Origin of the sequence: Streptomyces sp. NPDC090025, from assembly GCF_044748125.1 — a bacterium.
In the GTDB taxonomy this organism is placed as follows: Bacteria; Actinomycetota; Actinomycetes; order Streptomycetales; family Streptomycetaceae; genus Streptomyces.
Genome location: NZ_JBIVFL010000025.1, coordinates 20,057 through 45,901 on the forward strand (window position 1 = coordinate 20,057; position 25,845 = coordinate 45,901).

At 73.6% G+C, this 25,845-nt stretch carries 21 protein-coding genes and 1 rRNA gene; 6 read left to right on the forward strand and 16 right to left on the reverse strand.

Features of this window, described 5'->3' with window-relative positions; all coding sequences use genetic code 11:
* Positions 1-46 precede the first annotated feature (46 nt).
* The 4 genes from ald to ACIPXM_RS34920 form a co-directional block, all read right to left on the reverse strand.
* On the reverse strand, positions 47-1,162 hold the full coding sequence (gene ald / locus ACIPXM_RS34905; protein ID WP_401664013.1) for an alanine dehydrogenase: 1,116 nt from the start codon (positions 1,160-1,162) through the stop codon (positions 47-49).
* 190 nt (positions 1,163-1,352) lie between these two features.
* Positions 1,353-3,392 carry a tetratricopeptide repeat protein gene (locus tag ACIPXM_RS34910; RefSeq protein WP_401664016.1) on the reverse strand — a complete coding sequence of 680 codons (2,040 nt, stop codon included), beginning with the start codon at positions 3,390-3,392 and terminating at the stop codon, positions 1,353-1,355.
* A 237-nt stretch (positions 3,393-3,629) separates the two neighbouring features.
* Positions 3,630-4,256: an NUDIX domain-containing protein gene (locus tag ACIPXM_RS34915; protein WP_401664018.1), complete on the reverse strand. Its 627-nt coding sequence runs from the start codon at positions 4,254-4,256 to the stop codon at positions 3,630-3,632.
* Positions 4,257-4,337: 81 nt separating this feature from the next.
* Positions 4,338-5,987: a CTP synthase gene (locus ACIPXM_RS34920; RefSeq protein WP_401664020.1), complete on the reverse strand. Its 1,650-nt coding sequence runs from the start codon at positions 5,985-5,987 to the stop codon at positions 4,338-4,340.
* A 553-nt stretch (positions 5,988-6,540) separates the two neighbouring features.
* On the opposite strand from ACIPXM_RS34920, the gene ACIPXM_RS34925 reads away from it, so the two are divergent.
* The 3 genes from ACIPXM_RS34925 to ACIPXM_RS34935 all read left to right on the forward strand — a co-directional run bounded on the left by ACIPXM_RS34925 (position 6,541) and on the right by ACIPXM_RS34935 (position 11,623).
* The gene (locus tag ACIPXM_RS34925; protein ID WP_401664022.1) at positions 6,541-8,343 is read left to right on the forward strand and encodes a glycoside hydrolase family 15 protein; all 1,803 of its coding nucleotides are present in this window, start codon (positions 6,541-6,543) and stop codon (positions 8,341-8,343) included.
* Between the two features lie 100 nt (positions 8,344-8,443).
* Positions 8,444-9,844, forward strand: coding sequence for an FAD-binding protein (locus ACIPXM_RS34930; RefSeq protein WP_401664024.1), 1,401 nt, complete (start codon positions 8,444-8,446; stop codon positions 9,842-9,844).
* 144 nt (positions 9,845-9,988) lie between these two features.
* Positions 9,989-11,623 (forward strand): PucR family transcriptional regulator, encoded by a 1,635-nt coding sequence (locus tag ACIPXM_RS34935; RefSeq protein ID WP_401664060.1) that lies wholly within the window; start codon positions 9,989-9,991, stop codon positions 11,621-11,623.
* 29 nt (positions 11,624-11,652) lie between these two features.
* Here ACIPXM_RS34935 and ACIPXM_RS34940 read toward each other — a convergent pair whose 3' ends face one another.
* From ACIPXM_RS34940 to ACIPXM_RS34960, 5 genes are all read right to left on the reverse strand, one after another.
* Positions 11,653-12,759 (reverse strand): glycosyltransferase family 4 protein, encoded by a 1,107-nt coding sequence (locus ACIPXM_RS34940; RefSeq protein ID WP_401664026.1) that lies wholly within the window; start codon positions 12,757-12,759, stop codon positions 11,653-11,655.
* Between the two features lie 243 nt (positions 12,760-13,002).
* On the reverse strand, positions 13,003-14,754 hold the full coding sequence (gene recN, locus ACIPXM_RS34945; RefSeq protein WP_401664029.1) for a DNA repair protein RecN: 1,752 nt from the start codon (positions 14,752-14,754) through the stop codon (positions 13,003-13,005).
* 117 nt (positions 14,755-14,871) lie between these two features.
* Positions 14,872-15,795 (reverse strand): NAD kinase, encoded by a 924-nt coding sequence (locus ACIPXM_RS34950; protein WP_401664031.1) that lies wholly within the window; start codon positions 15,793-15,795, stop codon positions 14,872-14,874.
* Entirely contained in the window at positions 15,792-16,607 is an 816-nt protein-coding gene (locus ACIPXM_RS34955; protein ID WP_401664033.1) for a TlyA family RNA methyltransferase, read from the reverse strand. Before ACIPXM_RS34955 ends, ACIPXM_RS34950 begins: the two co-directional genes overlap by 4 nt.
* Positions 16,608-16,614: 7 nt before the next feature.
* The gene (locus ACIPXM_RS34960) at positions 16,615-16,965 is read right to left on the reverse strand and encodes a hypothetical protein (RefSeq protein ID WP_401664035.1); all 351 of its coding nucleotides are present in this window, start codon (positions 16,963-16,965) and stop codon (positions 16,615-16,617) included.
* Positions 16,966-17,007: 42 nt separating this feature from the next.
* Between ACIPXM_RS34960 and ACIPXM_RS34965 the strand changes: the two genes are divergently transcribed.
* Entirely contained in the window at positions 17,008-17,355 is a 348-nt protein-coding gene (locus ACIPXM_RS34965; protein ID WP_401664037.1) for an SCP2 sterol-binding domain-containing protein, read from the forward strand.
* Positions 17,356-17,455: 100 nt separating this feature from the next.
* Here the strand turns inward: ACIPXM_RS34965 and ACIPXM_RS34970 are convergent, their stop codons facing one another.
* From ACIPXM_RS34970 to ACIPXM_RS34985, 4 genes are all read right to left on the reverse strand, one after another.
* Positions 17,456-18,391 carry an ABC transporter ATP-binding protein gene (locus tag ACIPXM_RS34970; protein ID WP_401664040.1) on the reverse strand — a complete coding sequence of 312 codons (936 nt, stop codon included), beginning with the start codon at positions 18,389-18,391 and terminating at the stop codon, positions 17,456-17,458.
* A gap of 86 nt (positions 18,392-18,477) precedes the next feature.
* On the reverse strand, positions 18,478-19,512 hold the full coding sequence (locus tag ACIPXM_RS34975) for a FecCD family ABC transporter permease (RefSeq protein WP_401664042.1): 1,035 nt from the start codon (positions 19,510-19,512) through the stop codon (positions 18,478-18,480).
* Positions 19,509-20,564 (reverse strand): iron chelate uptake ABC transporter family permease subunit, encoded by a 1,056-nt coding sequence (locus tag ACIPXM_RS34980; protein ID WP_401664044.1) that lies wholly within the window; start codon positions 20,562-20,564, stop codon positions 19,509-19,511. Before ACIPXM_RS34980 ends, ACIPXM_RS34975 begins: the two co-directional genes overlap by 4 nt.
* Positions 20,565-20,689: 125 nt before the next feature.
* The gene (locus tag ACIPXM_RS34985) at positions 20,690-21,772 is read right to left on the reverse strand and encodes an HAD hydrolase-like protein (RefSeq protein WP_401664046.1); all 1,083 of its coding nucleotides are present in this window, start codon (positions 21,770-21,772) and stop codon (positions 20,690-20,692) included.
* Between the two features lie 84 nt (positions 21,773-21,856).
* Here ACIPXM_RS34985 and ACIPXM_RS34990 point away from each other — a divergent pair, with 84 nt between their 5' ends.
* Positions 21,857-23,143: a DUF1015 domain-containing protein gene (locus ACIPXM_RS34990; RefSeq protein WP_401664049.1), complete on the forward strand. Its 1,287-nt coding sequence runs from the start codon at positions 21,857-21,859 to the stop codon at positions 23,141-23,143.
* 92 nt (positions 23,144-23,235) lie between these two features.
* Here the strand turns inward: ACIPXM_RS34990 and ACIPXM_RS34995 are convergent, their stop codons facing one another.
* Together ACIPXM_RS34995 and ACIPXM_RS35000 are read right to left on the reverse strand one after the other, a co-directional pair.
* A complete protein-coding gene (locus tag ACIPXM_RS34995) occupies positions 23,236-24,051 on the reverse strand; it encodes a hypothetical protein (protein WP_401664051.1) in 816 nt (271 codons plus the stop codon).
* Positions 24,033-25,271, reverse strand: coding sequence for a hypothetical protein (locus ACIPXM_RS35000; RefSeq protein ID WP_401664053.1), 1,239 nt, complete (start codon positions 25,269-25,271; stop codon positions 24,033-24,035). Before ACIPXM_RS35000 ends, ACIPXM_RS34995 begins: the two co-directional genes overlap by 19 nt.
* 152 nt (positions 25,272-25,423) lie before the next feature.
* On the opposite strand from ACIPXM_RS35000, the gene ACIPXM_RS35005 reads away from it, so the two are divergent.
* A complete protein-coding gene (locus tag ACIPXM_RS35005) occupies positions 25,424-25,561 on the forward strand; it encodes a hypothetical protein (protein ID WP_401664056.1) in 138 nt (45 codons plus the stop codon).
* Positions 25,562-25,567: 6 nt separating this feature from the next.
* On the opposite strand, the gene rrf is transcribed toward ACIPXM_RS35005, so the two are convergent.
* Positions 25,568-25,684, reverse strand: a 5S ribosomal RNA gene (rrf, locus tag ACIPXM_RS35010).
* Positions 25,685-25,845: the final 161 nt, after the last annotated feature.

The following is a 25,845-nucleotide window of genomic DNA, read 5'->3' on the forward strand; positions in this document are numbered from 1 at the left end:
GTTGACGACGGGGGTTGACCCCAGGCCGTCATGAGGAGCCCGAGGGTCAGCCGAGGAGGCTGCTCAGCTCGACGTGGTCGTAGCCGTGCGCCTCGGCGACCTCCTTGTAAACCACCTTGCCGTCATGGGTGTTGAGCCCCTTGGCGAGCGCGGCGTCGCGGCGCAGCGCCTCGACCCAGCCGTTGTTCGCCAGCGACACGATGTAGGGCAGCGTGGCGTTGGTGAGGGCGTAGGTGGAGGTGTTCGGGACCGCGCCCGGCATGTTGGCGACGCAGTAGAAGACCGAGTTGTGGACCATGAAGGTCGGCTCGGCGTGGGTGGTCGGGTGGGAGTCCTCGAAGCAGCCGCCCTGGTCGATCGCAATGTCGACAAGGACACTTCCGGGCTTCATCTTGGCGACGAGCTCGTTGGTGACCAGCTTCGGGGCCTTGGCGCCCGGGATGAGGACGGCGCCGATGACGAGGTCGGCCTCGACGACGGCCTTCTCCAGCTCGAAGGCGTTGGAGACGATCGTCTGCACCTGGGTGCCGAAGACCTTGTCGGCCTCGCGGAGCTTGTTGATGTCCTTGTCGAGCAGGGTCACGTGGAAGCCCATGCCGACGGCGATCTGGGTGGCGTTCCAGCCGGAGACGCCGCCGCCGATGACGACGGCCTTGCCCGCGGCGGTGCCGGGGACGCCGCCGGGGAGCACGCCGCGGCCGCCGGCCGAGCGCATCAGGTGGTAGGCGCCGACCTGCGGGGCGAGGCGGCCCGCGACCTCGGACATCGGGGCGAGCAGCGGGAGCGCGCGGTTCGCGGTCTCGACCGTCTCGTAGGCGATGGCGGTGGTGCCGGACTCCAGGAGCGCGTCGGTGCACTCCTTGGAGGCGGCGAGGTGCAGGTAGGTGAAGACCGTCTGGTCCTTGCGGAGGCGGTGGTACTCCTCCGCGATCGGCTCCTTGACCTTGAGCAGCAGGTCGGCGGTGGCCCAGACCTCGTCGGCGGTGGCGAGGATCGCGGCGCCCGCGGCGACGTACTCCTCGTCCGTGATCGAGGAGCCGACACCGGCGTTCTGCTCGACGAAGACCTGGTGGCCGTGGCGGACGAGCTCGTGGACACCGGCAGGGGTGATGGCCACGCGGAACTCGTTGTTCTTGACCTCGCGGGGGATGCCGACCTTCATCGTCGATCACGGTCCTTGAATCGGGGGGATAGCTGGGGGCGCTGCGGCACGGCAGCGGCCATGACACGGCCGAAAGACGTGACATAGCCATACATACCCGGATGCACTGCGGCGCACCGGGACACACCACGTTCGAACGCGGCGAACCCAGTCTAATGAAGGACTTCCCGCTGTCTAGCCTTTCAAAGTACTAATCTTCGCCAGAACCACTACGGATTTCGTAGGCGGAGGGCTCCGATCCGAGAAGTTCGTCCCCGAGCAGCCGTTCCGCCGCGGACCGGTGCAGCCGGGCGGCGGCCGGATCGCCGAGCCGGTCGAGGGTGTCGGCCAGCCTGAGCTGCAGCGCGGCCTGCAGCCGTCCGTCCCTGGCGCGGCGGGCCCACTCGACCGCTTCCTCGCAGGTCCGCAGGCTCTCCTCGGGGCGTCCGGCGTATTCCTGGACCCGGGCGGCCTCGCTCAACGCCCGTGCGTGGCCCGGGAGATCGTCGAGCCGCCGGTAGCCGGAGGCCGCCGCGCGCCAGTTCCGCAGCGCCTCGCCGTAGCGCCCGGCGTAGGTGTGCACGGCGCCGAGCCGGGCGTAGAGCCGGGCCTGATCGGGCCGCTCGTCGCGGGCCAGCCGCTGGGCGAGGGCCCGGCCGTACCAGTCCCCCGCACGCTGCCAGTCGCCCAGCTCCTGATAGGCGCCACCTACGGATTCCATTGCGCGACCGGTGGCGTACGGGTCATTTGCTGCGCGTCCAGCCTCCAAAGCCAACCGATATCGTTGCAGAGCGTCCTCGGTGCGCCCGGTGGACGCATCCAGGTCGGCCAGGTTCAGGAGGGCCGCGGCCCGCTCCCGGTGCAGCCCGCGCCGCTCGGCGACGTCCAGGACGAGCCGGTGCAGCCCATAGAGGTCGGGGGCGGCGGCCGCCGGGCCGCGGTGCGCGGCGAGCGCGCGTACCAGCGCGGCGATCAGCCGCCGGGCCAGGGTGTCCAGCTCCCCGTCGGCGACCGCGAGCCGGGCCGCGGCGAGCAGCACCGGGCGGCGGCTGTCCAGCCAGGCGGCGGCGGTGGCGGCGTTCGGGAAGCGCAGCGCGCGCGGCAGCCCGGCCAGGCGGCGGCGGGCGGCGGAGCCCTCGGGCTCGGTGACCGCGCGGCTGGACTGCAGCAGCCGGACCGTCCGCTCCAGCATCCGGGCCCGGGCCAGCTGCACCTCGGCCGGCCGGTCCCGCTCGGTCAGCTCGGCCCGCAGCAGCGGCATCAGATACCCGGGCACCTCGTACTGCCCGTCGCCGCAGGGCCCGTCGCCGTCCGTCACGGGCCGCGACTGCGGCACCTCCCGGACGAGTCCGAGCGCGGCGAAGTCGGCGAGGGTGGTCGCGGCGGCGGAGACCGAGCAGCCCGCGAGCGCGGAGGCGGTGTGGGCGTCGGCCCGGCCCAGCGGGGCCAGGCTCAGGTGTCGCAGTATCCGCGCGGCGGGCTGCGGCAGCGACTCGTGGACCAGCGCGAACGTCCGCTCGACCGGGCTGCCGGTGAGCCCGCGCAGCCGCTTGGTGAGATCGGCGACCGACGACTTGGGGCGGGCCGCCAGCCAGCCCCCGGCGAGCACGAGCGCGCCGGGCTGGCCGCCGCACTCCTCGGCCAGGCTCTCGGCGGCCTGCGGGTCGACGGTGACCCGTACGGAGCCGGTGAAGGTGGTGAGCAGTTCGATGGCCGACTTGGCGTCGAGCCCGCCGACCGTGCACGGCCGGACGTCGGGGATCCCGGTGAGCGGCCCCCTGGCCACCCCGACCACCAGCGCGTCGGGGTTGTCCGGGAGCAGCGGGTCGACCTGTTCGGCGTCGACGGCGTCGTCGAGCAGCAGCAGCGCCCTGCGGCCGGTGAAGGCGCCGCGCACCAGGGCGGACAGTTCGTCCTCGGCGGCGCCCGGCGGTTCGGCGACGCCGAGCGCGGCGAGCAGTTCCCGCGCGGCGCGGCCGGTGGGCACCGGGTCGCCGCCGGGTTCGGTGAGCCGGACCCGGAACATCCCGTCGGGGTAGCCGTCGGCGAGCCGCAGGGCCAGTTCCTCGGCGAGCGCGGTGCGGCCCGAGCCGGGCTTGCCCGCGATCAGGAGCACCCGGGCGCGGGGCGCCTTGCGGCCGGTCAGGGTGTCGAGGCCGGTGCGTTCGATGTCGGCCCGCAGCGCCTTCAGCTCCCGCTGACGGCCGTAGAACCGCACGGTGCCGACCGCTGCCACCGCCTGATCCGTCACGGGCCACGCTCCCGTCCACCTGCGCACACAGCTGCGCACGACGATCCCGCGGGGGGCTCCGCACGGGCGATCCCGAGCGTAGTTCAGCGAACGGGGCGGACCGGGCGGAGCGCGGCGGAGGGATCCCCCGATCGGATCACTGGATTGTCGGACCGGGCGCCCCGGGTACGGGGCCGGGGCCCGGCGCACCCCCGCGCGCCGAGCCCCGCCCGTACCCGCCCGGGCCGCCGGGGACGCTCAGACCTGGAACGGCCGGGCCGGCCACTCCGCGTCCGCCGGGCGCAGCGCGTCGAGGCCGTCGCCGGAGCGTGCGGCGGCCAGCGAGAGCACGCCCACCACCAGGCAGTTGTTGTGCAGCTCGCCCGCGAGGACGCCGCGGATCAGCTCGGCCAGCGGGACCCGCGCGTACTCCAGGTCGGCCTCCTCCTCGGAGACCTCGTAGCGCTCGCCCTCCGCCTCGGACAGATCGCGGGCCAGGAAGATCCGTACGGCCTCGTCGCAGCCGCCGGGTGTGGTGTAGACGTCGGTCAGCACCCGCCAGTCCTCGGCCTTGACGTGCGCCTCCTCGTACAGCTCGCGCTGCGCCGCGTGCAGCGGGTTCTCACCGGGCACGTCGAGCAGTCCGGCCGGGATCTCCCACAGCTTCTGCCGCACCGGGTGGCGGTACTGCTTGAGCAGCAGCACCCGGTCCTGGTCGTCGAGGGCGACGACCGCCACCGAGCCGGGGTGCACCTGGTAGTCGCGGCGGACGACCGCGCCGTCCGGCATCACCACGTCGTCCGTGCGGACACTCGTCTTGTTCCCCGTGAAGGGGGTGACGGTGGCGACGACCTGCCACTCCTCCGGGGTGTCCTGCACCTGCATCAGAAGTCCTCCCACAGACGAAAAAACCGGGGTACGGGTCCTGTCGCAGGACCCGTACCCCGGCTACGTTAACGCGCCGTACTACTTGGCCGTCTTGCGCTCGACGGCCGCCTTGACCAGGCCCGCGAACAGCGGGTGGGGGCGGGTCGGGCGGGACTTCAGCTCCGGGTGCGCCTGGGTGGCGACCAGGTAGGGGTGCACCTCGCGCGGGTACTCGACGTACTCGACGAGCTTGTTGTCCGGGGAGGTGCCGGAGAAGACCAGACCGGCCTTCTTCTCCAGCTCCGCGCGGTAGGAGTTGTTCACCTCGTAGCGGTGGCGGTGGCGCTCCTCGACGTACGGCTCGTCGCCGTAGGTCTCGCGGACCACGGAGCCCTCGGCGAGCTTCGCCGGGTAGAGCCCGAGGCGCATCGTTCCGCCCAGGTCGCCCGCGCCCTCGACGTACGCCAGCTGCTCCTCCATCGTCGAGACGACGGGGTGGGCGGTGGCCGGGTCGAACTCGGTGGAGTTGGCCTCGGGGATGTCGGCCAGGTTGCGCGCGGCCTCGATCACGATGCACTGCAGGCCCAGGCAGATGCCGAGCAGCGGCACCTTGTTCTCGCGGGCGTAGCGGATCGCGCCGACCTTGCCGGCCACACCGCGGTCGCCGAATCCGCCGGGGATGAGGATGGCGTCGACGTCGCCGAGCTGCTTCTCGGCACCGGCCGGGGTCTTGCACTCGTCGGAGGTGACCCACTTGACCTTGACCCGGGCCTTGTTGGCGAAGCCGCCGGCGCGCATGGCCTCGGTGACCGACAGGTAGGCGTCGGGCAGGTCGATGTACTTGCCGACGAGCGCGACGGTGACCTCGTGGTCGGGGTTGTGGACGCGGTCGAGCAGGTCCTCCCAGACGGTCCAGTCCACGTCGCGGAAGGGCAGGTCGAGCTTGCGGACGACATAGGCGTCCAGGCCCTCGGAGTGCAGCACCTTCGGGATGTCGTAGATCGACTTGGCGTCGATGGCGGCGACCACGGCGGCCTCGTCGACGTCGCACATCAGCGAGATCTTGCGCTTGATGGCGGTCGGGACCTCGCGGTCGGCGCGCAGCACGATCGCGTCGGGCTGGATGCCGATGTTGCGCAGCGCGGCGACGGAGTGCTGGGTCGGCTTGGTCTTCAGCTCGCCGGACGGGCCGATGTACGGCAGCAGCGAGATGTGCACGACGAAGACGTTGTCGCGGCCGACCTCGTGGCGGACCTGGCGGACCGTCTCCAGGAAGGGCAGCGACTCGATGTCGCCGACGGTGCCGCCGACCTCGGTGATGACGACGTCGACGTCGTCGGTGGCCATCCGGCGGATCCGGGACTTGATCTCGTTGGTGATGTGCGGGATGACCTGCACGGTGTCGCCCAGGTACTCGCCGCGCCGCTCCTTGGCGATGACCTGCGAGTAGACCTGGCCGGTGGTGACGTTGGCCGAGCCGTCGAGGTCGACGTCGAGGAAGCGCTCGTAGTGGCCGATGTCCAGGTCGGTCTCGGCGCCGTCGTTGGTGACGAACACCTCGCCGTGCTGGAACGGGTTCATCGTGCCGGGGTCGACGTTCAGGTACGGGTCGAGCTTCTGCATCGTGACCCGCAGGCCCCGCGCCTTGAGCAGGGCACCCAGGCTCGAGGCGGTCAGGCCCTTGCCGAGGGAGGAAGCGACACCCCCGGTGACGAAGATGTGCTTGGTCGTCGTGGAATTGGGCGGCATCGCCAAGAGGGGGCTCCCGTGGTCGCGTTCTGGAGGTGCGTTCCGGCGGCCCCTCGGGAAGAATCGGGGGGTGCCGTCGCTGCGGTTTCGGGGTCTTCGGCTGTCGCCGTTTCCCACCGGTCCACGGGGTACCAGGGTATCAGCGACATCGGGAGACCGCTTCCGGCCACACGGGGCAGTCGGGTGCACACGGTCGGCGACCGGGTGCGCCGGTGGGGCTCGTGGGCCGGGCACGGGTCCGGCCTGCGCCGGGACCCGGCCGGTGCCCGGCGGGGACCGCGGGTGGCCGCGGGGGCGGGTGACGACGCCGTGCCGACGCTTCTCGGCCGAGGTCAAGACCCGTTCACCCGATCGGCTCAGCGCCGTTACAAGATCGGCGCGGTCGATCACTAGGGTGCGTCGTATTCTGCTCGGACACGCGCTGCCGAGCCGGACCGGCACGGCACCACCCCCGCTGTCAACCGGTACATGAGCTCGTCAACGATCCCTTGACCGCTGACCAGTAACCGTCGCCCCGCTGGGTGACGGAGCCGTTCGATCTGGAGTGAAGCACGTGGCCGGGCGCATCGAGGATTACGCACTCATCGGAGACATGCAGACCGCCGCCCTGGTCTGCCGGGACGGCAGTGTCGACTGGCTCTGCCTGCCCCGCTTCGATTCGCACGCCGTGTTCGCGGCGCTGCTCGGCACGGAGGAACACGGGTTCTGGCGGGTCGGTCCCGCCGTCCCGCCCGACGCCCCCGCTCCGCACGCCGACCGGCGCCGCTACCGAGGCGACTCGCTCATCCTGGAGTCCGAGTGGGACACCCCACGCGGCACGGTCCGGGTGACCGATTTCATGCCCCCGCGCGACGGGGCTCCCCAGCTGATCCGCGTGGTGGAAGGGGTCAGCGGCCGGGTGCCGATGCGCTCCTCGCTGCGGATGCGGTTCAGCTACGGCCGGGTGGTGCCCTGGGTGCACAAGGTCGGCGACCGCACGGTGGCCGTCGCGGGCCCCGACTCGGTCTGGCTGGACACCGACGCCGAGACCCACGGCAAGGACCTCACCACCTACTCGGAGTTCACCGTCACCCCCGGTGACAAGGTGACCTTCACGCTGTCCTGGCAGCCCTCGCACAGGGAGCCGCCGTCGCTGCCCGACCCGCAGGGCTCGCTGGACGCGACCGCCGAGTTCTGGCGCGAATGGGTCGAGCACTGCACGTACCACGGCCCCTACCGGGAGGCGGTGGTCCGCTCCCTCATCACGCTGAAGGCGCTCACCTACGCGCCGACCGGCGGGATCGTCGCCGCGCCGACCACCTCGCTGCCGGAGGAGATCGGCGGCGTCCGCAACTGGGACTACCGCTACACCTGGCTGCGGGACGCGGCCATCACCCTCTCCTCGATGCTGCGCACCGGCTACCGCGAGGAGGCCCGCGCCTGGCGGGACTGGCTGCTCCGGGCGGTCGCGGGCGACCCGGAGAACCTGCAGATCATGTACGGCATCGCGGGCGAGCGCGAGCTCGGCGAGGCGGAGCTGGACTGGCTCCCGGGGTACGAGAACTCCGGCCCGGTCCGGGTCGGCAACGGCGCCGCGAACCAGCTCCAGCTCGACGTGTACGGCGAGGTCACCGAGGCGCTGCACCTGGCGCACATGACGGGCCTGTCCCGCAACGACTACGCCTCGCTGCTCCAGCTGAAGCTGATCCGCTACCTGGAGACCCACTGGGACCAGCCCGACGAGGGCATCTGGGAGGTCCGCGGGCCGCGCCGGCACTTCGTGCACTCCAAGGTGATGGCGTGGGTCGCGGTGGACCGCACGATCAAGCTGATCGAGTCCGGCGACGCCGACGGACCCCTGGAGCGCTGGCGCGAGCTGCGCGACGAGATCCACCGGGACGTCTGCGAGAAGGGCTACGACAAGGAACGCAACACCTTCACCCAGTCCTACGGCTCGCGGGAACTCGACGCCTCGCTGCTGCTCATTCCGCAGATGGGCTTCCTGCCGCCGGACGACAAGCGGGTGATCGGCACGATCGAGGCGATCCAGCGGGAGCTGTCCACCGAGGACGGGTTCGTGCTGCGCTACCCGACCTCGGGCGCCGAGGCGGGCGTGGACGGTCTGGAGGGCGACGAGGGCGCGTTCCTGGCCTGCTCGTTCTGGCTGGCCGACGACCTGGCGATGATCGGCCGGGTCGACGAGGCCCGGCGGCTGTTCGAGAAGCTGCTCGCGCTCCGCAACGACCTCGGTCTGCTGGCCGAGGAGTGGGACCCGCGGCTGCAGCGCCAGGTGGGCAACTTCCCCCAGGCGTTCAGCCACGTCCCGCTGATCGACACGGCGCTGCGGCTCACCGCCTCGGGCGCGTACGGCGGCTGACCCCGCGCCGTACCCGCGCGGCCGCCGCAGCGCACGACGGGGACGGGACCCGGACCTACGATGAAGGTGTCCCGTCCCCCGCACGGAAGGGGGGCATCCCATGGCTCCCCAGCACACCCCTTCGGACAGCGCGCTCGCCGGACTCCGCGAGGATCTCGCGGGACCGGTGTACGTGCCCGGTGATCCGGGCTACGACGAGGCCAGGGTCGTCTTCAACGCGATGATCGACCGGCGGCCCGCGGTGATCGCCCAGTGCGAGACCGCCGCCGACGTCACCCACGCCGTGCTGTTCGGCCGGGAGACCGAGCTGCCGATCGCGGTCCGCGGCGGCGGGCACAGCGTGGCCGGTTCGGCGCTCAACGACGGCGGTCTGGTGGTCGACCTGCGGCGGATGAACACGGTGGTCGTCGACCCGGAGAACATGACGGCCCGGGTCGAGGGCGGCGCCACCATGAGCGATCTGGACCGGGCCTGCCAGCCGTTCCAGGTCGCGGTGACCGGCGGACGGGCGTCCACCACCGGCGTCGGCGGCTTCACCCTCGGCGGCGGCTCCGGCTGGCTGGAGCGCAAGTTCGGGCTCGCCTGCGACAACCTGCTGGCCGTGGACCTGGTGACGGCCGCGGGCCGCTCGGTGCACGCGGACGACGAGGAGAACCCGGAGCTGTTCTGGGCGCTGCACGGCGGCGGCGGCAACTTCGGCGTGGCGACCTCGATGACCCTGCGGGTGCATCCGCTGCCGGACTTCTCCATCGCGATGCTGCTCTACCCGGCGGCGGCCGGACCCGAGGTGATCCGGGCCTTCCGCGACCTGGCCGAGGGCGCCCCGGACGAGGCGGGCGGCGGCGGGATCTATCTGACCGGGCCGCCGGAGGAGTTCGTACCGGCGGAGCTGCGGGGCACCCTGCTGAGCGGCGCCCTGGTGACGTACGCCGGTCCGGTCGACGGGGCCCGTGAGCTGGCGGCGCCGCTGTTCGCGCTCGGCCCGGCCGTCGAGATGGTGATGGACGTGCCGTACGCCGACTTCCAGTGCATGCTCGACGACCCGCCGGGGATGCGGAACTACTGGTCCGCCGAGTATCTGGCGGAGTTCCCCGACACCGCCGTCGACGTGTTCTGCGCCCGCGCCGCCGGGATGGTCGTGCCGTCGGCGATGCAGCACGTGATGTTCCCGCTGGGCGGGCAGGTGGCGAACGGCCCCGCCGACTACCCGGTGCCGTGGCGGACGGCGCCGTGGGCGGTCCACCCGTTCGCGGTGTGGGACGACCCCGCCGACGACGAGCGGGCGATCGGCTGGGTGAAGGACGTACGGGCCGACGCCATGCCCTGGTCGACCGGCGCGGTCTATCTGAACTTCATCGGCGCCGAGGGCGCGCAGCGGGTCGCCGAGGGCTTCGGCGAGGCCAACCGGCGGCGGCTCGCCGAGGTGAAGGCCGCGTACGACCCCGACAACGTGTTCCGCTTCAACCACAACATCGCCCCGGCCGCGCACGCCGCCGCGTGACGCAGCACACACTCGACGGACAGCCGCGCAAGTGACGCCGGGGGGCGACGAGTTGTCTACCCGGGCGGACGAGGTGTCGGCCCGGGTGATGCCCGGGCCATGTCCAGAAACCCCTTATGGGAGGTAGCGTCCGGCTCCATGTCCATGGAAAGTCAGGGCGGGATCACCGTCCAGCGCGCCCTCGAACTGCCGGGTCTGCGCGGCGGACTCCCCGAGGTCGTGGCGGGCGCCGACAGGCTGCACCGCACCGTGCGCTGGGTGCACGCGGGCGAGGTCCCGAACATCGCGTCGCTGCTCAAGGGCGGCGAACTGCTCCTCACCACCGGTCTCGGCCTCGGCACCCGGCCCGCCGAGCAGCGGGCGTTCGTCCGGCGGCTCGCCGAACGCGGCATCGCCGCCCTGGTGGTCGAGCTCGGCCCGCGCTTCGCCCGGCTGCCCGCGACGATAGTGGAGACCGCGAGGGCCACCGGTCTTCCGCTGGTGCAGCTGCACCGCGAGGTGCCGTTCGTCGCCGTCACCGAGGAGATCCACACCGAGATCGTCAACGGGCACTACGCGCTGCTCCGGCAGGCCGAGGAGGTGCACCGGCAGTGCACCGAGGCGCTGCTCGGCGGCGGCGGGGTGCCGCAGGTGCTGCGGATCCTGGCGGACTTCGCGCTGAACCCGGTGTTCCTGGAGACCCCCGACGGACAGCTCCTGTACGCGGCGGGCACCGAGTCCGAACCGGCCGACCCGCTCCAGGTGTGGGACGGGCTGCGCGGCCAGCGGGCGGCCCGCGAGTCCGGCCCGCCGACCGGCGCGGTCCTGGTCGACGTGCCCGGCGGCGGCCCCGGCAGCGCCTCGGTCCGGGCCCGGCTGGTGCTGCTCGCGGTGTCGTCGCCGCTGTCCCCGGTGCACCGGATGGCGGCCGAGCGGGCGGCCGGGCTGCTCGCGGTGGTCCTGATGCAGGCCCGGCAGGAGGAGGAGCTGGCCGCGCGCGGCCGCGGCGACTTCCTCAGCGATCTCGCCGAGGGCCGGATCGGCGCCGAGGACGCCCCGGCGCAGGCCCGGGTGCTCGGCTTCCGGCCGGGCGACGGACCGCTGCTCCCGGTGGTGATGCGGCTGGCCTCCGAGCTCTCCCCCTCCGGCAACTGGGCGCTGCTGGCCCGGGCGGTCCTGGAGGAGCTGTCCTCGGTGGGCGTGCCGGTGCTGCTCGGGGTGCGGCCGGTGGAGGGCCGGGTGCCGCTGCTGCTCGGGCTGCGGTCCGAGACCGAGCGGACGGCGGTCGCCGACCGGGTCGCGGCGGCGCTGCGGGCCGGGGTGGAGCGGGCCGGTCTGGAACGGGCGGGCGCGCACCCGCCGGTGGTCGTGGTGGGCGTGGCGGGCAGTTGGGCGGCGGCCTCGGCGGGCCTGCGGCACGCGGCGGAGACGGCGACGGCCGCGCAGGGCCTGACGGACCTGCCCTGGTACGACGCCCGGCGGCTCGACACCGATCTGCTGCTGTGGCGGATGCGCCACCAGCCGGGCGGTCACGCCGATCTGGCGGCGTTCGTGGACCGGGCGATCGGCCCGCTGCGGGAGCACGACCGCACCTCGCGGCCGCCGCTGCTGCCGACCCTGGAGACCTATCTGGCGCACGCGGGCCGCAAGGCGGAGACCGCGCGCGAGCTGCATCTGAACCGGCAGACGCTGTACAACCGGCTCGGCCGGATCGCCGAGCTGCTCGGCACCGACCTGGACGACCCGCAGACGGTGCTCGCGCTGTCCCTCGCGCTGCGGGCCCGGCGGCACACGGAGTAGCCGGGCGGAGTGTCCGGGCGGGACCGGCGCTACGGAGCCGGAGCCGGTCTGGCCCGGTCGGACAGCTCGTCGTAGACGCTGAGGACGTGCGCGATCGTTTCGTCCTCGGTGGGCCAGGTGCCCGCCTGCACCCGGCCGGCCGCCGCCAGGTCGAGGCGCCGGTCGGTGTCGTCGAGCAGGGCGCACACGGTGGCGGCGAGGCCCTCGGCGTCGCCGTGCTCGACGAGTTCGGCGGCCTTGCCGACGAGTTCGGGCACGCCGCCGACGGCGGTGGCGACCAGCGGCACGCCGAGCCGCAGGGCCTCCTGGGCGAGCAGCGAGCGGGCCTCCCAGCGGGACGGCAGGACCGCGATGTCGGCGGCGGCGAGGAGTTCGGCGACGTCGTCGCGGCGGCCGATGAGCCGGACCGCGAGCCCTTCGTCCTGGATCCGCCGCTGCAGCCGCGGGCGCTGCGGGCCCTCGCCCGCGATGACGAGCAGCGGCTGCGGATCGAGGTCCCGCCAGACCCGGGCCGCGTCGAGCAGCATGCCGTACCCGCGGCCCGCTTCGAGCGCGCCGACCGCCATCAGCAACGGCCGGTCGACGGCGCCGAGTTCGGCCCTGGCCTTGCCGTCGTGGAGGCAGACGGGGGCGCGCGAGGCGGGCACCGTGACCGGGCCGAGCCGGGCGTCGCGGGCGCCGCGCCTGCGGGCCCGGTCGACGAGTTCGGACGAGGTGCCGAGGACGACGGCCGCCGCCCGCACGGTCCGCCGTTCGAGGAGCCGGACCAGACCGCCGCGGGCGCCGCTGACCTGGCTGCGGGTGTGCCAGGTGGTGACCAGCGGGGTGCGCGGCCCGGCGCCGCCGGACAGCGCGAGCGAGGCCCGCACGGAGGCGTCGAGGCCGTGCGCGTGCACCACGTCGGCGCCGATGAAGACGTTGCGGAGCAGCGCGACGCCCGCGGTGCCGCCGCGGGGCGGCACCGGGACGAGCCGGGCGCCCGCGCCCTGGAAGTCGTAGACCTGGTCGAGTTCGGGCGGTGCGCAGACGGTCACCCGCACGCCCCTCGCCACGAGCCCCGAGGCCAGCGATCTGACGTGCGCGCTGCCGCCCGCGCTGCCGCCGCCCAGCACTTGGACCGTACGGAGCTGTGTCACGCGCCCAAGGATGCCAGTCCGTACGCACGTTCCGGCACCGAAGAGGCCCCGTTGCCGTCGGCGTCGCCGCAACTCACCGCCCGGGATCACCCACACGGGTGAGCGCGCGCCGCCTCGCGCCACGCGCCCCTCCGGTACGGAACGGCTCGCTCCCGCCGTACGGACGACCCGGAGGCTCCCGTACGGGACGGCGCACCGCCCCCGTACGGAAACGGTTTCACGCTCCCGTACGGCCGGGGTCCGTCAGGCGTCCGCCCTGGCCGTCGCGAGGAGCTCCTCGGCGTGCGCCCGCGCCGTCTCGGAGTCCTCCTGGCCCGCGAGCATCCGGGACAGCTCCCGCACCCGGTCCTCGCCCTCCAGGACGGTGACGCCGGAGCGGGTGACCGAGCCGTCGTTGGTCTTCTCGACCAGCAGCTGCCGGTCGGCGAAGGCCGCCACCTGCGGCAGATGGGTGACGACCACGACCTGCGCGGTCCTGGCCAGCTTGGCGAGCCTGCGGCCGATCTCGACCGCCGCCTTGCCGCCGACACCCGCGTCGACCTCGTCGAAGAGATAGGTCGGCACCGGGTCGGTGCCGGCGAACACGACCTCCACGGCGAGCATCACCCGGGACAGCTCACCACCGGACGCGCCCTTGGCGATCGGCCGCGGCGGGGCGCCGGGGTGCGGGGCGAGCAGCAGCTCGACCTCGTCGGCGCCGGACGGACCGCAGGCCACCCGGCGACCGCCGACCTCCACGCCCTCGGGGTCCTCGGTCTGCCGGACCGCGAACGACACGCGCGCGTGCGGCATCGCGAGCGACGCCAGCTCGGCGGTGACCGCCGAGGCGAACCGGTCGGCCGCCTCCATCCGGGCGTCGGTGAGCCGCTGGGCCAGCACCGACAGCTCGTCGCGCAGCCGGTCGCGCTCGGCGGTCAGCTCCCCGACCCGGTCGTCGTCGCCGTCCAGCTCGGTCAGCCGGGCGGCGCTCCGCTCGGCCCAGTCGAGCACGCCCGCCGTGCCCGCACCGGCCTCGCCGTACTTGCGGATCAGCTGGGTCAGCGCCGCCCGCCGCTCCTCGACGGCGGCCAGCCGCAGCGGGTCGGCGTCCAGGTCGTCGGCGTACCCGGCGAGTTCACCGGCCACGTCGGACAACAGGATGGAGATCTCCCCCATCCGGTCGGCGAGCGCCGCGAGCGCCGGGTCGTGCGCCCGTACGGCCTCCAGGGCCCGGCCGGCGCCCGCGACGAGCGTCGTCGCGTCCACCGCCTCCGGGTCCTCCGGCTGGCCCGCGAGCGCGGCGTGCGCGAGCGCGGCGGCGGAGGCCAGGGACTCGGCGTGCCCGAGCCGCTCCGCCTCGGCGGCCAGCTCGGCGTCCTCGCCCGCGCGCGGCTCGACGGCCTCGACCTCGCCGAGCCCGAACCGCAGCAGATCGGCCTCCTGGGCCCGCTCCCGGGCCCGGGTGGTGATCTCCTCCAGCTCGACGGCGACGGCCCGCAGCCGCCGGTACGCCTCGCCGTAGGCGGCGAGCGGCACGGCGACGGCGTCGCCCGCGTACCGGTCGAGCGCGCCGCGCTGCCGGGCGGGCTTCAGCAGGCCCTGCTGGTCGGTCTGGCCGTGCACGGCGACGAGTTCGTCGGCCAGCTCGGCGAGCAGCCCGACCGGCACCGAACGCCCGCCGAGGTGCGCGCGGGACCGGCCCTCGGCCGAGACGGTACGACTGACCAGCAGCGCGCCCTCGTCGAGTTCGGCGCCCGCCTCCTCGGCGCGCGCGACAACGGCCGCGCCGGGGGGCAGCGTGATGCGCCCCTCGACCACGGCGGAGCCCGCCCCGATCCGTACCAGGGCCGGGTCGGCGCGCCCGCCGAGCAGCAGCCCGAGGCTGGTCACCACCATGGTCTTGCCCGCACCGGTCTCGCCGGTCACGGCGGTGAAACCGGGTGACAGCTCGACGACGGCGTCGTCGATGACACCCAGCGACCGTATCCGCATCTCCTCCAGCACGCCCCAGACCATACGAGGTTTTCCCCACCCGGTGCCACGTCGCCCCCTCCGGGGCGCCGTGGGACGGGTCGGCGGCGCGTTGACGCGAGGTGCCGCGGACGGCCCGGCGGACCGGCTCCGCGGCCGGGGTCAGTGCGGGGCGCCGCGCCAGCCGGACACCGGCAGCGCGAACTTCGCGACCAGCCGGTCGGTGAAGGAGGCGTGGTGCAGCCGGGCGAGCCGGACCGGCACGGCACCGCGCCGCACCTCGACCCGGGCCCCGGCGGGCAGCTCGACCGTGCGGCGGCCGTCGCACCACAGCACCCCGCTCGGGGTGTGCGGCTCGACCTCCACCTCAAGCACCGATTCGGGCGTGGTGACCAGCGGCTTCGCGAACAGCGCGTGCGCCCCGATCGGCACCATGAGCAGCGCCTCCACCTCGGGCCAGATCACCGGGCCCCCGGCGGAGAACGCGTACGCGGTGGAGCCGGTCGGCGTCGCGCAGATCACCCCGTCGCAGCCGAAGCCGGTCACCGGCCGCCCGTCGATGGCGAGCACGACCTCCAGCATCCGCTCCGGCGACACCTTCTGCACGGCCGCCTCGTTGAGCGCCCAGTCCCGGTGCAGCACGTCGCCGTTCTGGTAGACGGTGACGTCGAGCGTCATCCGCTCCTCGACCTCGTAGGCGCGGGTGACCACCCGGTCCACGACCTTGTCGAGGTCGTCGCGCTCGGCCTCGGCGAGGAAGCCGACCCGGCCCAGGTTGACGCCGAGCATCGGCACCCCGGAGGCCCGGGAGAACTCCGAGCCGCGCAGCAGGGTGCCGTCGCCGCCGAGGACGATCAGCAGCTCGCAGCCGTCGAGCGCGTCGGCGCAGCCGTCCGGGACCCGCTCGACGGCGGGCGGCAGCGGCAGGTCGGCCGCCTCCGCCGCGAGCACCCGCACCCCGATGCCGCTGCGCAGCAGCCCGAGGACGACGAGTTCGGCGCTGCGCACGGCGGCGGGTCTGCCGGTGTGCGCGAGCAGGAATACGGTGCGGCTGCTTTCGTTGGACGTGCTCGAACCAGTGCTCAACGAGGTCCTTCCGCCACGGCGCGGTCGACTTCCGACGGATCAAGTGCGGGCGCCCCGGCCCGCAGCCACAGAAAGTACTCGACGTTCCCCGACGGGCCGGGCAGCGGGCTCGCGGTGACCCCGAGGACACCGAGCCCGAGGTCCGCGGCCTGCCGGGCCACGTTCTTGACGGTGTCGGCGCGCAGCTCGGCGCTGCGCACCACGCCGCCGGTGCCGAGGCGTTCCTTGCCGACCTCGAACTGCGGCTTGACCATCAGGACCAGGTCGGCGTCGGGCGCGGTGCAGGCGACCAGGGCGGGCAGCACCAGGCCGAGCGGGATGAAGGACAGGTCGCCGACGACCAGGTCGACGGGGATGCCGTCGATGGCGTCGAGGGTCATCTCGCGCACGTTGGTGCGGTCCTTGACGGTGACCCGCTCGTCGCTCTGCAGCGACCAGGCGAGCTGCCCGTAGCCGACGTCGACGGCGACGACATGGGCGGCTCCGGCGCGCAGCAGGACATCGGTGAAGCCGCCGGTGGAGGCGCCCGCGTCGAGCGCCCGCCGCCCTTCGACGCGCAGCCCCAGCGGCACGAACGCGGCGAACGCCCCGGCCAGCTTGTGGCCGCCGCGCGACACGTAGTCGGGGTCGCTGTCGTCGTCGGCGACCACGATGGCCGCGGCGGTCTCGACCTGGGTCGCGGGCTTGGTGGCGACGGTCTTGCCGACGCTCACCCGCCCCGCGGCGATCAGCTGGCTGGCGTGCTCGCGCGAGCGCGCGAGCTTGCGCCGTACCAGCTCGGCGTCGAGACGGCGGCGTGCCGGTCCTGCCACGTTCGGTTCAGCTCCTGTTGTCGTACGGACGGGGGCCTTGCGGTGCGTCGAGCGCGGTCAGCTCGGCGCGCAGCCCTCGGTGTACATCCTCGTACACGTCGAGGTGTCCGTCCGCCGTCAGGTGGTCGGCGTCGCCGAGCCGGTCGAGCAGCGCGTCCACGGCCGGGCGTCCGGTGAGCACCCGGACGACGCCGAGCGGCGCGGGCCCGGCGGCCTCGTACGGGTCGTGCGCCGGGTCCTCCGAGGCGACGGGCAGCAGGTCCCGCACCGGTTCCCCGGCCGGGGGCGCGGCCGCGTCCGGGAGCGTGCCCTGGTCCGGGGTCCCGGCCGCCGCGGCCTGCGGATGCGCGTCGTTCATGCCACGACGCTACCGCGAAGGGGTGGGGTACGGTCGACCCCGATGGCAACGATCACGGAGTGCCGTGCCGCACTCGACAAGCTCTCCGACAACCTGGCCCGCGCGGACGGCGAGGTGCGCGGCGCCGCCGCCCTCGACCGCACGCTGAGCTGCCACATCACCGACCTGGACACCACCTTCACCGGCCGTCTCGTCGACGGCCGGATCGAGGTGCGCGACACAGTCGCGGGCCCGCCCCCGGAGAAGGCCCAGATCCGGCTGCGGATGACCGGCGACGACCTGGTGGCGATGGTCGGCGGCGAGCTGAACTTCGCGAAGGCGTGGGCCTCCGGCCGGGTCGGCCTGGAGGCCGGCTTCCGCGACCTGCTGCGCCTGCGCGCGCTGCTCTAGCGACGCCGACGACAGCGGTACGGGCCGGGGCCCGGCGGTACGGGCCGGGGCCTGGGGGCGCCCCTACGAGGCCCGCGCCGCGAGCGCCCGTACGAGGCCCTTACGAGGCCCGCGCCGGCTCCGGCACGACGAGCCCGTCCCGTATCCCCGCGTCGGTACCGGCGGCGGTCCCGTCGGCGGCCTCGGCCCCGGCCGGGGCGGCGGCCGGCTTCCGGCGCGCCTGGCGGCCCGCCGGGACGACCAGCGGGGTGCCGGTCTCCGGGTCGTCGATGACCTGGCAGCGCACCCCGAAGACCCGCTCCACCAGCTCGGCGGTGACGACCTCGCCCGGCGGGCCCTCGGCGACGACCTCGCCGTCGCGGCAGGCGATCAGATGGGTGGCGTAGCGGGCCGCGTGGTTGAGGTCGTGCAGCACGGCGACCAGGGTCCGGCCCTGGTTCTCGTGGAGCTCGGCGCACAGGTCGAGGATGTCGATCTGGTGCTGGATGTCGAGGAAGGTGGTCGGCTCGTCGAGCAGCAGCAGCGGCGTCTGCTGGGCGAGGGCCATGGCGATCCAGACCCGCTGGCGCTGACCGCCGGACAGTTCGTCGACGTACCGCTCGGCCAGTTCGGCGACCCCGGTCGCGGCCATCGACTCCTGGACCACCCGCTCGTCCTCCGGCGACCACTGGCGCAGCAGGCCCTGGTGCGGGTAGCGGCCGCGGGCGACCAGGTCGGCGACGGTGATGCCGTCGGGCGCGATGGACGACTGCGGGAGCAGCCCGAGGGTCTTGGCGACCTTCTTGGCGGGCATGGAGTGGATGGACTGCCCGTCGAGCAGCACCCGGCCCTGGGTGGGCTTGAGCATCCGGGACAGCGCGCGCAGCAGGGTGGACTTGCCGCAGGCGTTGGGGCCGACGATGACCGTGAAGGAGTTGTCGGGGATCTCGACGCTGAGGTCGCGGGCGATGACCCGCTGGTCGTAGGCGAGCGTGACCGACTCGGCGCCGAGCCGCTGACCCTGCTGCTGCCGGTTCGTACCCTGCGCGGTCTTCATGCCCCTGCTCCCGTTTCCTTCAGGTCGTGTGCGGTCGTGGCTGTGGCTTTGGCCGTGGATCTGGCCGTGGTCGTGGGCGACGGCGGTCACAGGCGGCCCGCCTTGCGCTCGCTGACGAGCAGCCACAGCAGGTAGCAGCCGCCGAGGATGCCGGTCACGACACCGACGGGCAGCTGGCGCTCGCCGAAGGCGTTGGTCGCGGTCCAGTCGGCGATCAGGAGCAGCGCGGTGCCCATCATCGCGGAGGCCGCCAGATTGGGTCCGGGCGAGCGGGTGAGGCGGCGGGCCAGCTGCGGCGCGCTCAGCGACACGAAGACGATCGGGCCCGCCGCGGCGGTGGCGACGGCCACGAGCAGCACCGCCGAGGCCATCAGGACGATCCGGGTCCGCTCGACCTTGACGCCGAGCGCGTACGCGGCGTCGTCGCCCATCTCCAGCATCCGCAGCGCCCGGCCGTGCCCGAGCACCAGCGGGATCAGCAGGCAGCAGACCGCGAACAAGGGCCAGAACTGCGCCCAGTCCCGGCCTTCGAGCGAGCCGGTCATCCACACCACGGCGCGGGTCGCGTCGACCAGCTGCGCCTTGGTGATCAGGTAGTGGATGACGGCGGTGAGCATGGCGGCGGCGCCGATGCCGATGAGGACGAGGCGGTAGCCGTGCACCCCGCGCTTCCAGGCGAGCAGGTAGATCACGGTGCCGGTGACGAGTCCGCCGACGACGGCGCCGCCCGCGGTCGCCGCCGCGCTGCCCTGGAACAGCACGATGACGAGCAGCGCGCCGACGCTGGAGCCCTGGCCGAAGCCGATGATGTCGGGGCTGCCGAGCGGGTTGCGGGAGATCGACTGGAACACGGCGCCGCCGATGCCGAGCGCGGCGCCGACGAACACGGCGACCAGGACGCGCGGCAGCCGCAGGTCCATGACGGCGAACTTCTGCACCTCGGTGCCGTTGCCGAGCAGGGTGGTGACGACGTCGCCGGGGCTCATCGGGAAGTCGCCGCTGCCGATGAGGACGACGGCGGTGGCGAGCGCGGCCACCAGCAGGCCGAGGACGGACAGGAGGGCGCGCGGCTCGTACCGTATCGACAGGCCGCCCGCGGTCCGCAGGGACTTGGTGCTCACAGCTGGGCCATCCTCTTGCGACGGACGAGACGGATGAAGACGGGCCCGCCGATGAGCGCGGTGACGATGCCGACCTGGAGTTCGGAGGGGCGGGCCACGACCCGGCCGATGACGTCGGAGCCGAGCAGCAGCACCGGCGACAGGACGGCGGCGTACGGCAGGATCCAGCGCATGTCGGGGCCGGTGATCGCGCGCACCATGTACGGGACCATCAGGCCGACGAACACGATCGGGCCGCAGGCGGCGGTCGCGGCGCCGCACATCAGGGTGACGGCGGCCATCGCGATCACCCGGGTCCTGTTGAGGTTCGCGCCGAGCGACGTGGCGGTGTCGTCGCCCATCTCCATGGCGTTCAGCGGCCGGGCGATGAGCAGCGCGAGGACGGCGCCGACCAGGATGAACGGGGCGACCCGCCCCACCGTGTCCATGTTGGCGTCGGCGAGCGAGCCGACCGTCCAGAACCGCAGCCGGTCCAGGGCGGCCGAGTTCAGCAGCTGTACGGCGTTGACGTAGCCGTACAGGGCGGCGGTGGCCGCGGTGCCGGCGAGCGCGAGCCGGACCGGGGTGGCGCTGCGGCTGCCGCCGAGCAGATAGACCACCACGGAGACGACGGCCGCGCCGACGAAGGCGTACCAGACGTACGAGGAGGCGTCGGTGACGCCGAAGAACGCGATGCCGGTGACGACGGCGGCGGCCGCGCCCGCGTTGACGCCGAGCAGTCCGGGCTCGGCGAGCGGGTTGCGGGTGAGGCCCTGCATCACGGCGCCGGACAGGCCGAGGGCGATGCCGACGAGGAGGCCGAGGAGGGTGCGGGGCACCCGGACGTCGTGGATGACGACGTCGTTGCGGATGCCGCTGTTCTGGAAGAGGCCGTGCCAGACATCGCCGAGCGGCACCGGTTTGGCACCGATCATGATGCTGAGGACACAGATCAGCAGCAGGACACCGACGGCCGCGACCAGTCCGACGGCACGCAGCGAATCGCGGCGCGTCGGCTTCTGGGCAGGACCGCTCGGCTCCGCGCTCGCACGGGTGGGACTCTCGACCAACACCAGGTTAGGTTAGCCTACCCTCCCAGAGGTGATCGATCCCCTGGCACGGGCCCGCTGGCCGGGCCCCGGGCCTGCCGCCCCACGGCCCCGCCCGCTCCACCGGGCCCCAGCGCTCGACACCCGCCCTAGTTCAGCCCCAGCCGGGCCAGCGCCTTCCCCGGGTCCAGGTCGCACGACCCCTCCCCCGCGTACGACCAGGCCGCCGCGCACAGCGCCCGTACCCCGTCCATCGGGTCGAGCCCGGCCACGCTCCCGTCCCCGTCCGTCTCGACACCGAGCGCGCCGCCCCGCACGAAGCCCGTCCAGCCGCCGCACGCGAACCCGGTGTGCGGACCGGCGGCGGTCTCCGACACCCCGGGCTGCGGCGTGAGCAGCCCGCGCAGATCCGCCGCCACATACGTCGGCCGGTGCTCCGGCACCGCCGCGAGCAGCCGCCGCACATCGGTCACCCCGGTGAACACAAGGAGCGAGTCCACCTCACCGTTGAACGCGCCCTCGATGTCCGTGTCCAGCCGGTCCCCGACCACCAGCGGCCGCCGCGCACCGGTCCGCAGCACCGTCTCACGGTGCATCGGGGGCAACGGCTTGCCCGCGACCTTCGGCTCGGCGCCCGTCGCGATCCGGACGACTTCCACCGCCGCCCCGTTGCCCGGGCCGATGCCCCGGGCACTCGGAATGGTCAGATCGGTGTTCGACGCGTACCAGGGCAGCCCGCGCCCGATCGCGTACGCCGCCTCCGCGAACCGCCCCCACGGCAGCTCGGGACCGCCGTACCCCTGCACCACCGCGACCGGGTCGTCGTCCAGCGACTCCACCGGCACCAGACCGCGCTCGCGCAGCGCCACCCGCAGCCCCTCACCGCCGATCAGCAGGATCCGCGAACCGGCCGGCACCTCGTCGGCGATCAGCCGGGCCACCGCCTGCGCCGAGGTGATCACGTCGGCGGGCCCGGTCGGCACCCCCAGCTCGGTCAGATGCTCCGCGACGACCCCCGGCGGGCGCAGCGCGTTGTTGGTGACGTAAGCCAGGTGCATCCCGCCCGCGCGGGCCGCGCCGAGCGCGTCCACGGCGTGCGCGATCGCGCTCCCGCCCGCGTAGTACACGACCCCGTCCAGATCGAGCAGGGCGGTGTCGTACGCCTCGCTCAACGGCCGCTCACTGGCATCCGGCCGAGTCCTGACCTGCCGCCCGTGGCCGAATCCCGTCATGTCGTGCACTCCTCACGTCGCTCACAGCTGTTCCACCGCTCCCCCGATCATCTCTCATGCCCCTCCGCCACCTACGATGACGAGATGAACACCTCAGGTCACGCGGCCGACGACGTCCGCGCCCCCGGTCTCCGGCTGAGCCCCTTCCGGGGGCTCCGCTACGTCCCCGAACGGGTCGGCAGCCTGGCCGCCGTGACCTCCCCGCCGTACGACGTCGTCGTCCGGCCCGACGGCCTGCTCGAGCTGGAGTCCGCCGACCCGCACAACATCGTCCGGCTGATCCTGCCGCAGGCGATCACCGCGGGCACCCGGCACCGCAAGGCCGCCGTCACCCTCGACCGCTGGCTCGCCGACGGCGTCCTCGCCCCGGACCCCGACCCCGCGATCTACGTGTACGAGCAGCGCGGCGACGGCATCCTGCAACGCGGCCTGATCGGCGCCCTGGAGCTGTCCACCCCCGCCGAGGGCATCGTGCTCCCCCACGAGGACGTCATGCCGCACGTCGTCGAGGACCGCGCCGACCTGATGCGCACCACCGCCGCCAACCTGGAGCCGCTGCTCCTGACCTACCGCGGCGACGGCGACGGCGCGGGCGCCGTCGTCGACCGGGTCGTCCAGCGCGAGCCGCTGCTCACCACGACCACCGAGGACGGCTTCCAGCACCGGCTGTGGGCGGTGACCAACCCGGCCGACCTGACGGCCGTGGCCACCGAGCTCGCCCGCCACCAGGCCCTCATCGCCGACGGCCACCACCGCTGGGCCACCTACCTGCGGCTGCGCGACGAGCACACCGTGCCGGGCCCCTGGAACTACGGCCTGGTGCTGCTCATCGACACCGCCCGCTATCCGCTGCGGGTCCGCGCCATCCACCGGCTGCTGGGCAGGCTCCCGGTCGCCGACGCGCTCGCCGCCGTCGGCGACGCCTTCCGGGTCACCCGCGTCGAGGGCCCGCTCGCGGCCGCCCAGGAGGCCCTGGCCGCCGCCAGCGCCGAGGGCAACGCGTTCCTGCTCGCGGGCGACGGCACGTACCACCTGCTCGACCGCCCGGACCCGGCGCTGCTCGCCCGTACCGTCCGCACCGACCGCCCCGAGGCATGGCGCACCCTGGACGCGACCGTGCTGCACGCCACCCTCCTGGACCACGTCTGGGGCATCCCGGACGCCCCCGAGGACATCAGCTACATCCACGACACCCGCGCCGCCGTCGAGCAGGCCGAGCGGCGCGGCGGTACGGCGGTCCTGATGCACCCGGTGAAGGAGGAGGTCGTGCGCGACCTGGCCCGGCAGGGCGTCACCATGCCGCGCAAGTCGACGTCGTTCGGCCCGAAGCCGGCGACCGGCCTGGTGCTGCGCAGCCTCGCGCTCGACTGAGCCCAGTGGGCCCGGAAACGAGCCCACGAACGCCGAAGGGCGCCACCCCCGGTGGGGGTGGCGCCCTTCGTGCGTCATGCGTCGCTCAGCGATCAGCGCTTGTCGGCACCGTCGACGTCGTCATCGGCGTCGATGTCGTCGAGGTCGTCCGCGTCGTCGTCCTCGTCCAGGTCGTCGTCGCGGTCACGGTCGTCGGCCTCGGCGTCGAGCCGGGCCTCGGCCGCGGCCTCCTCCGCCTCGATGGCGTCCTCGGCGTCGTCGGCCTCGTCCTCGTCGTCGAAGGCGTCGACGAACTCGACCCCGTCCATCTCGGCGAGCCGGTCGGACGCGTCCGTGGACCCGTCCTTGTCGGCCTCCAGGGCCTTGGCGAACCACTCACGGGCCTCGCCGTCACGGCCGGCCGCGAGCAGCGCGTCCGCGTAGGCGTAGCGCAGTCGCGCGGTCCACGGGTGGTTGGCGCTGGACGCCAGCTCGGGGCTCTGCAGGGTCACGATGGCGGCCTCGAGCTGCCCCATGTCCCGGCGGGCACCGGCGGCGACGAGCCGCATCTCGACCTGCCCGGCCTTGTCCAGCTTCTGCACCTCGGGCTCACCGGCCATGGCCAGGGCCCGCTCCGGACGGCCGAGACCGCGCTCGCAGTCGGCCATGACCGGCCACAGCTCCACGCCACCGGTCATCCGGCGGGCGGCCCGGAACTCGGCCAGGGCCTCGGAGTACTTCTGCGTGGCGTACGCGGCGAAGCCGGCCGCCTCGCGGACGGCGGCGACGCGGGACGCGAGCCGCAGCGCGACGCGGGAGTACTCGTACGCCTTCTCCGGCTCCTCGTCGATCAGCTGGGCGACCATGACGAGGTTGCGGGCGACGTCCTCGGCCAGCGTCTTGGGCAGGCTCAGGAGCTCCTGCCGCACGTCCTGGTCGATCTCCTCACCGGTGACCTCCGGCGGGATCGGCAGCCGCTTGATCGGCGGCCGGTCCGAGAACCGACGGTCGCCACCGCGGTCGTCACGACCCCCACGGTCGTCCCGCCCACGGAACCCGCCGCCGTAGCCGCCACCACGGCTGTCGCCACCACGGTCGTCACGACGGGGGTACGAGGGACGGTCGCCCCGGTCGCCCCGGTCACCACGGTCGTCGCGACGCGGGTACGACGGGCGGTCGCCGCCCCGGTCGTCGCGGCCACGGTAGCCACCGCCGCCGCCACGGTTGTCGTCACGGCGCGGGTACGAGGGACGGTCACCACGGTCGTCACGACGGGGGTACGACGGACGGTCGCCACCACGGTCGTCACGACGCTCGTCGCGACGGAAGTCCGGACGGTCGTCGCGACGGGGGTACGAGGGACGGTCGCCACCACGGCTGTCGCCACCACGGTCGTCACGACGCGGGTACGAGGGACGGTCACCCCGGTCACCGCGGTCGTCGCGACGCGGGTAGGACGGACGGTCGTCACGGCGCGGGTACGAGGGACGGTCACCCCGGTCGTCACGGCGGAAGCCACCGCCACCACCGCGGTTGTCGCCGCCACGGTCGTCGCGACGGGGGTACGAGGGACGGTCACCGCCCCGGTCGTCGCGGCCACGGTAGCCACCGCCGCCGCCACGGTTGTCGTCACGGCGCGGGTACGACGGGCGGTCGCCCCGGTCACCACGGTCGTCGCGACGGGGGTACGACGGACGGTCGCCACCACGGTCGTCACGGCGGTCGTCGCGGCGGAAGTCCGGACGGTCGTCACGGCGCGGGTACGAGGGACGGTCGCCGCCCCGGTCGTCGCGGCCACGGTAGCCACCGCCGCCGCCACGGTTGTCATCGCGGCGCGGGTACGACGGGCGGTCGCCACCCCGGTCGTCACGGCCTCGGTAACCGCCGCCACCGCCGCCGTAGCCGCCGCCACCACGGTTGTCGCCACCACGGTCATCGCGACGGGGGTACGACGGGCGGTCGCCGCCACGGCTGTCGCCACCACGGTCATCGCGGCCACGGTAACCGCCGCCGCCACCGCCGTAGCCGCCGCCACCACGGTTGTCGCCACCACGGTCGTCACGGCGGAAGCCGCCGCCACCACCGCGGTTGTCGTCACGACGGGGGTACGAGGGACGGTCGCCGCCACGGCTGTCGCCACCGCGGTCATCGCGGCCACGGTAACCGCCGCCACCGCCGCCGTAGCCGCCGCCACCACGGTTGTCGCCGCGGCTGTCGTCACGACGCGGGCCACGGAAGCCGCCCCGCTCGCCACCGTCCCGGCGGCGCGGCTCGCGCTCGGGGCGGTCGTCGGGAGAGTTGGTGGACATCGACGTGACTCCTGTCTTCGGGTACTACATCATTCTCGCGCAGCCGGCACCGCGGCGCGCTTTCAGCAATTTCAAGGAAAAACAAAAGGACCCCTGGTCCCAGCGTGAACGCTGGGACCAGGGGTCCTGAAAGATTGTTCGGCGGCGTCCTACTCTCCCACAGGGTCCCCCCTGCAGTACCATCGGCGCTGAAAGGCTTAGCTTCCGGGTTCGAAATGTTACCGGGCGTTTCCCTAACGCTATGGCCACCGAAACCCTATCGGTTTCGAGCGAACAAGCACACTTTAAAGTTGTGTTCTGCTCTCATACCAGCAACTGTTCGTTGCTTCAGAACAAACACAGTGGACGCGAGCAACTGAGGACAAGCCCTCGGCCTATTAGTACCGGTCAGCTCCACCCATTACTGGGCTTCCA

What these genes read in the sequence shown, in the direction of transcription:
- ACIPXM_RS34920 (WP_401664020.1), bottom strand. Translation starts at nt 5,987, where the DNA reads ATGCCGCCCAATTCCACGACGACCAAGCACATCTTCGTCACCGGGGGT.
- ald (WP_401664013.1), bottom strand. Translation starts at nt 1,162, where the DNA reads ATGAAGGTCGGCATCCCCCGCGAGGTCAAGAACAACGAGTTCCGCGTG.
- recN (WP_401664029.1), bottom strand. Translation starts at nt 14,754, where the DNA reads ATGGTCTGGGGCGTGCTGGAGGAGATGCGGATACGGTCGCTGGGTGTC.
- ACIPXM_RS34935 (WP_401664060.1), top strand. Translation starts at nt 9,989, where the DNA reads ATGGAAAGTCAGGGCGGGATCACCGTCCAGCGCGCCCTCGAACTGCCG.
- ACIPXM_RS34960 (WP_401664035.1), bottom strand. Translation starts at nt 16,965, where the DNA reads ATGAACGACGCGCATCCGCAGGCCGCGGCGGCCGGGACCCCGGACCAG.
- ACIPXM_RS34985 (WP_401664046.1), bottom strand. Translation starts at nt 21,772, where the DNA reads ATGACGGGATTCGGCCACGGGCGGCAGGTCAGGACTCGGCCGGATGCC.
- ACIPXM_RS35000 (WP_401664053.1), bottom strand. Translation starts at nt 25,271, where the DNA reads ATGACCGCGGTGGCGACAGCCGTGGCGGCGACCGTCCCTCGTACCCCC.
- ACIPXM_RS34930 (WP_401664024.1), top strand. Translation starts at nt 8,444, where the DNA reads ATGGCTCCCCAGCACACCCCTTCGGACAGCGCGCTCGCCGGACTCCGC.
- ACIPXM_RS34965 (WP_401664037.1), top strand. Translation starts at nt 17,008, where the DNA reads ATGGCAACGATCACGGAGTGCCGTGCCGCACTCGACAAGCTCTCCGAC.
- ACIPXM_RS34970 (WP_401664040.1), bottom strand. Translation starts at nt 18,391, where the DNA reads ATGAAGACCGCGCAGGGTACGAACCGGCAGCAGCAGGGTCAGCGGCTC.
- ACIPXM_RS34915 (WP_401664018.1), bottom strand. Translation starts at nt 4,256, where the DNA reads ATGCAGGTGCAGGACACCCCGGAGGAGTGGCAGGTCGTCGCCACCGTC.
- ACIPXM_RS34990 (WP_401664049.1), top strand. Translation starts at nt 21,857, where the DNA reads ATGAACACCTCAGGTCACGCGGCCGACGACGTCCGCGCCCCCGGTCTC.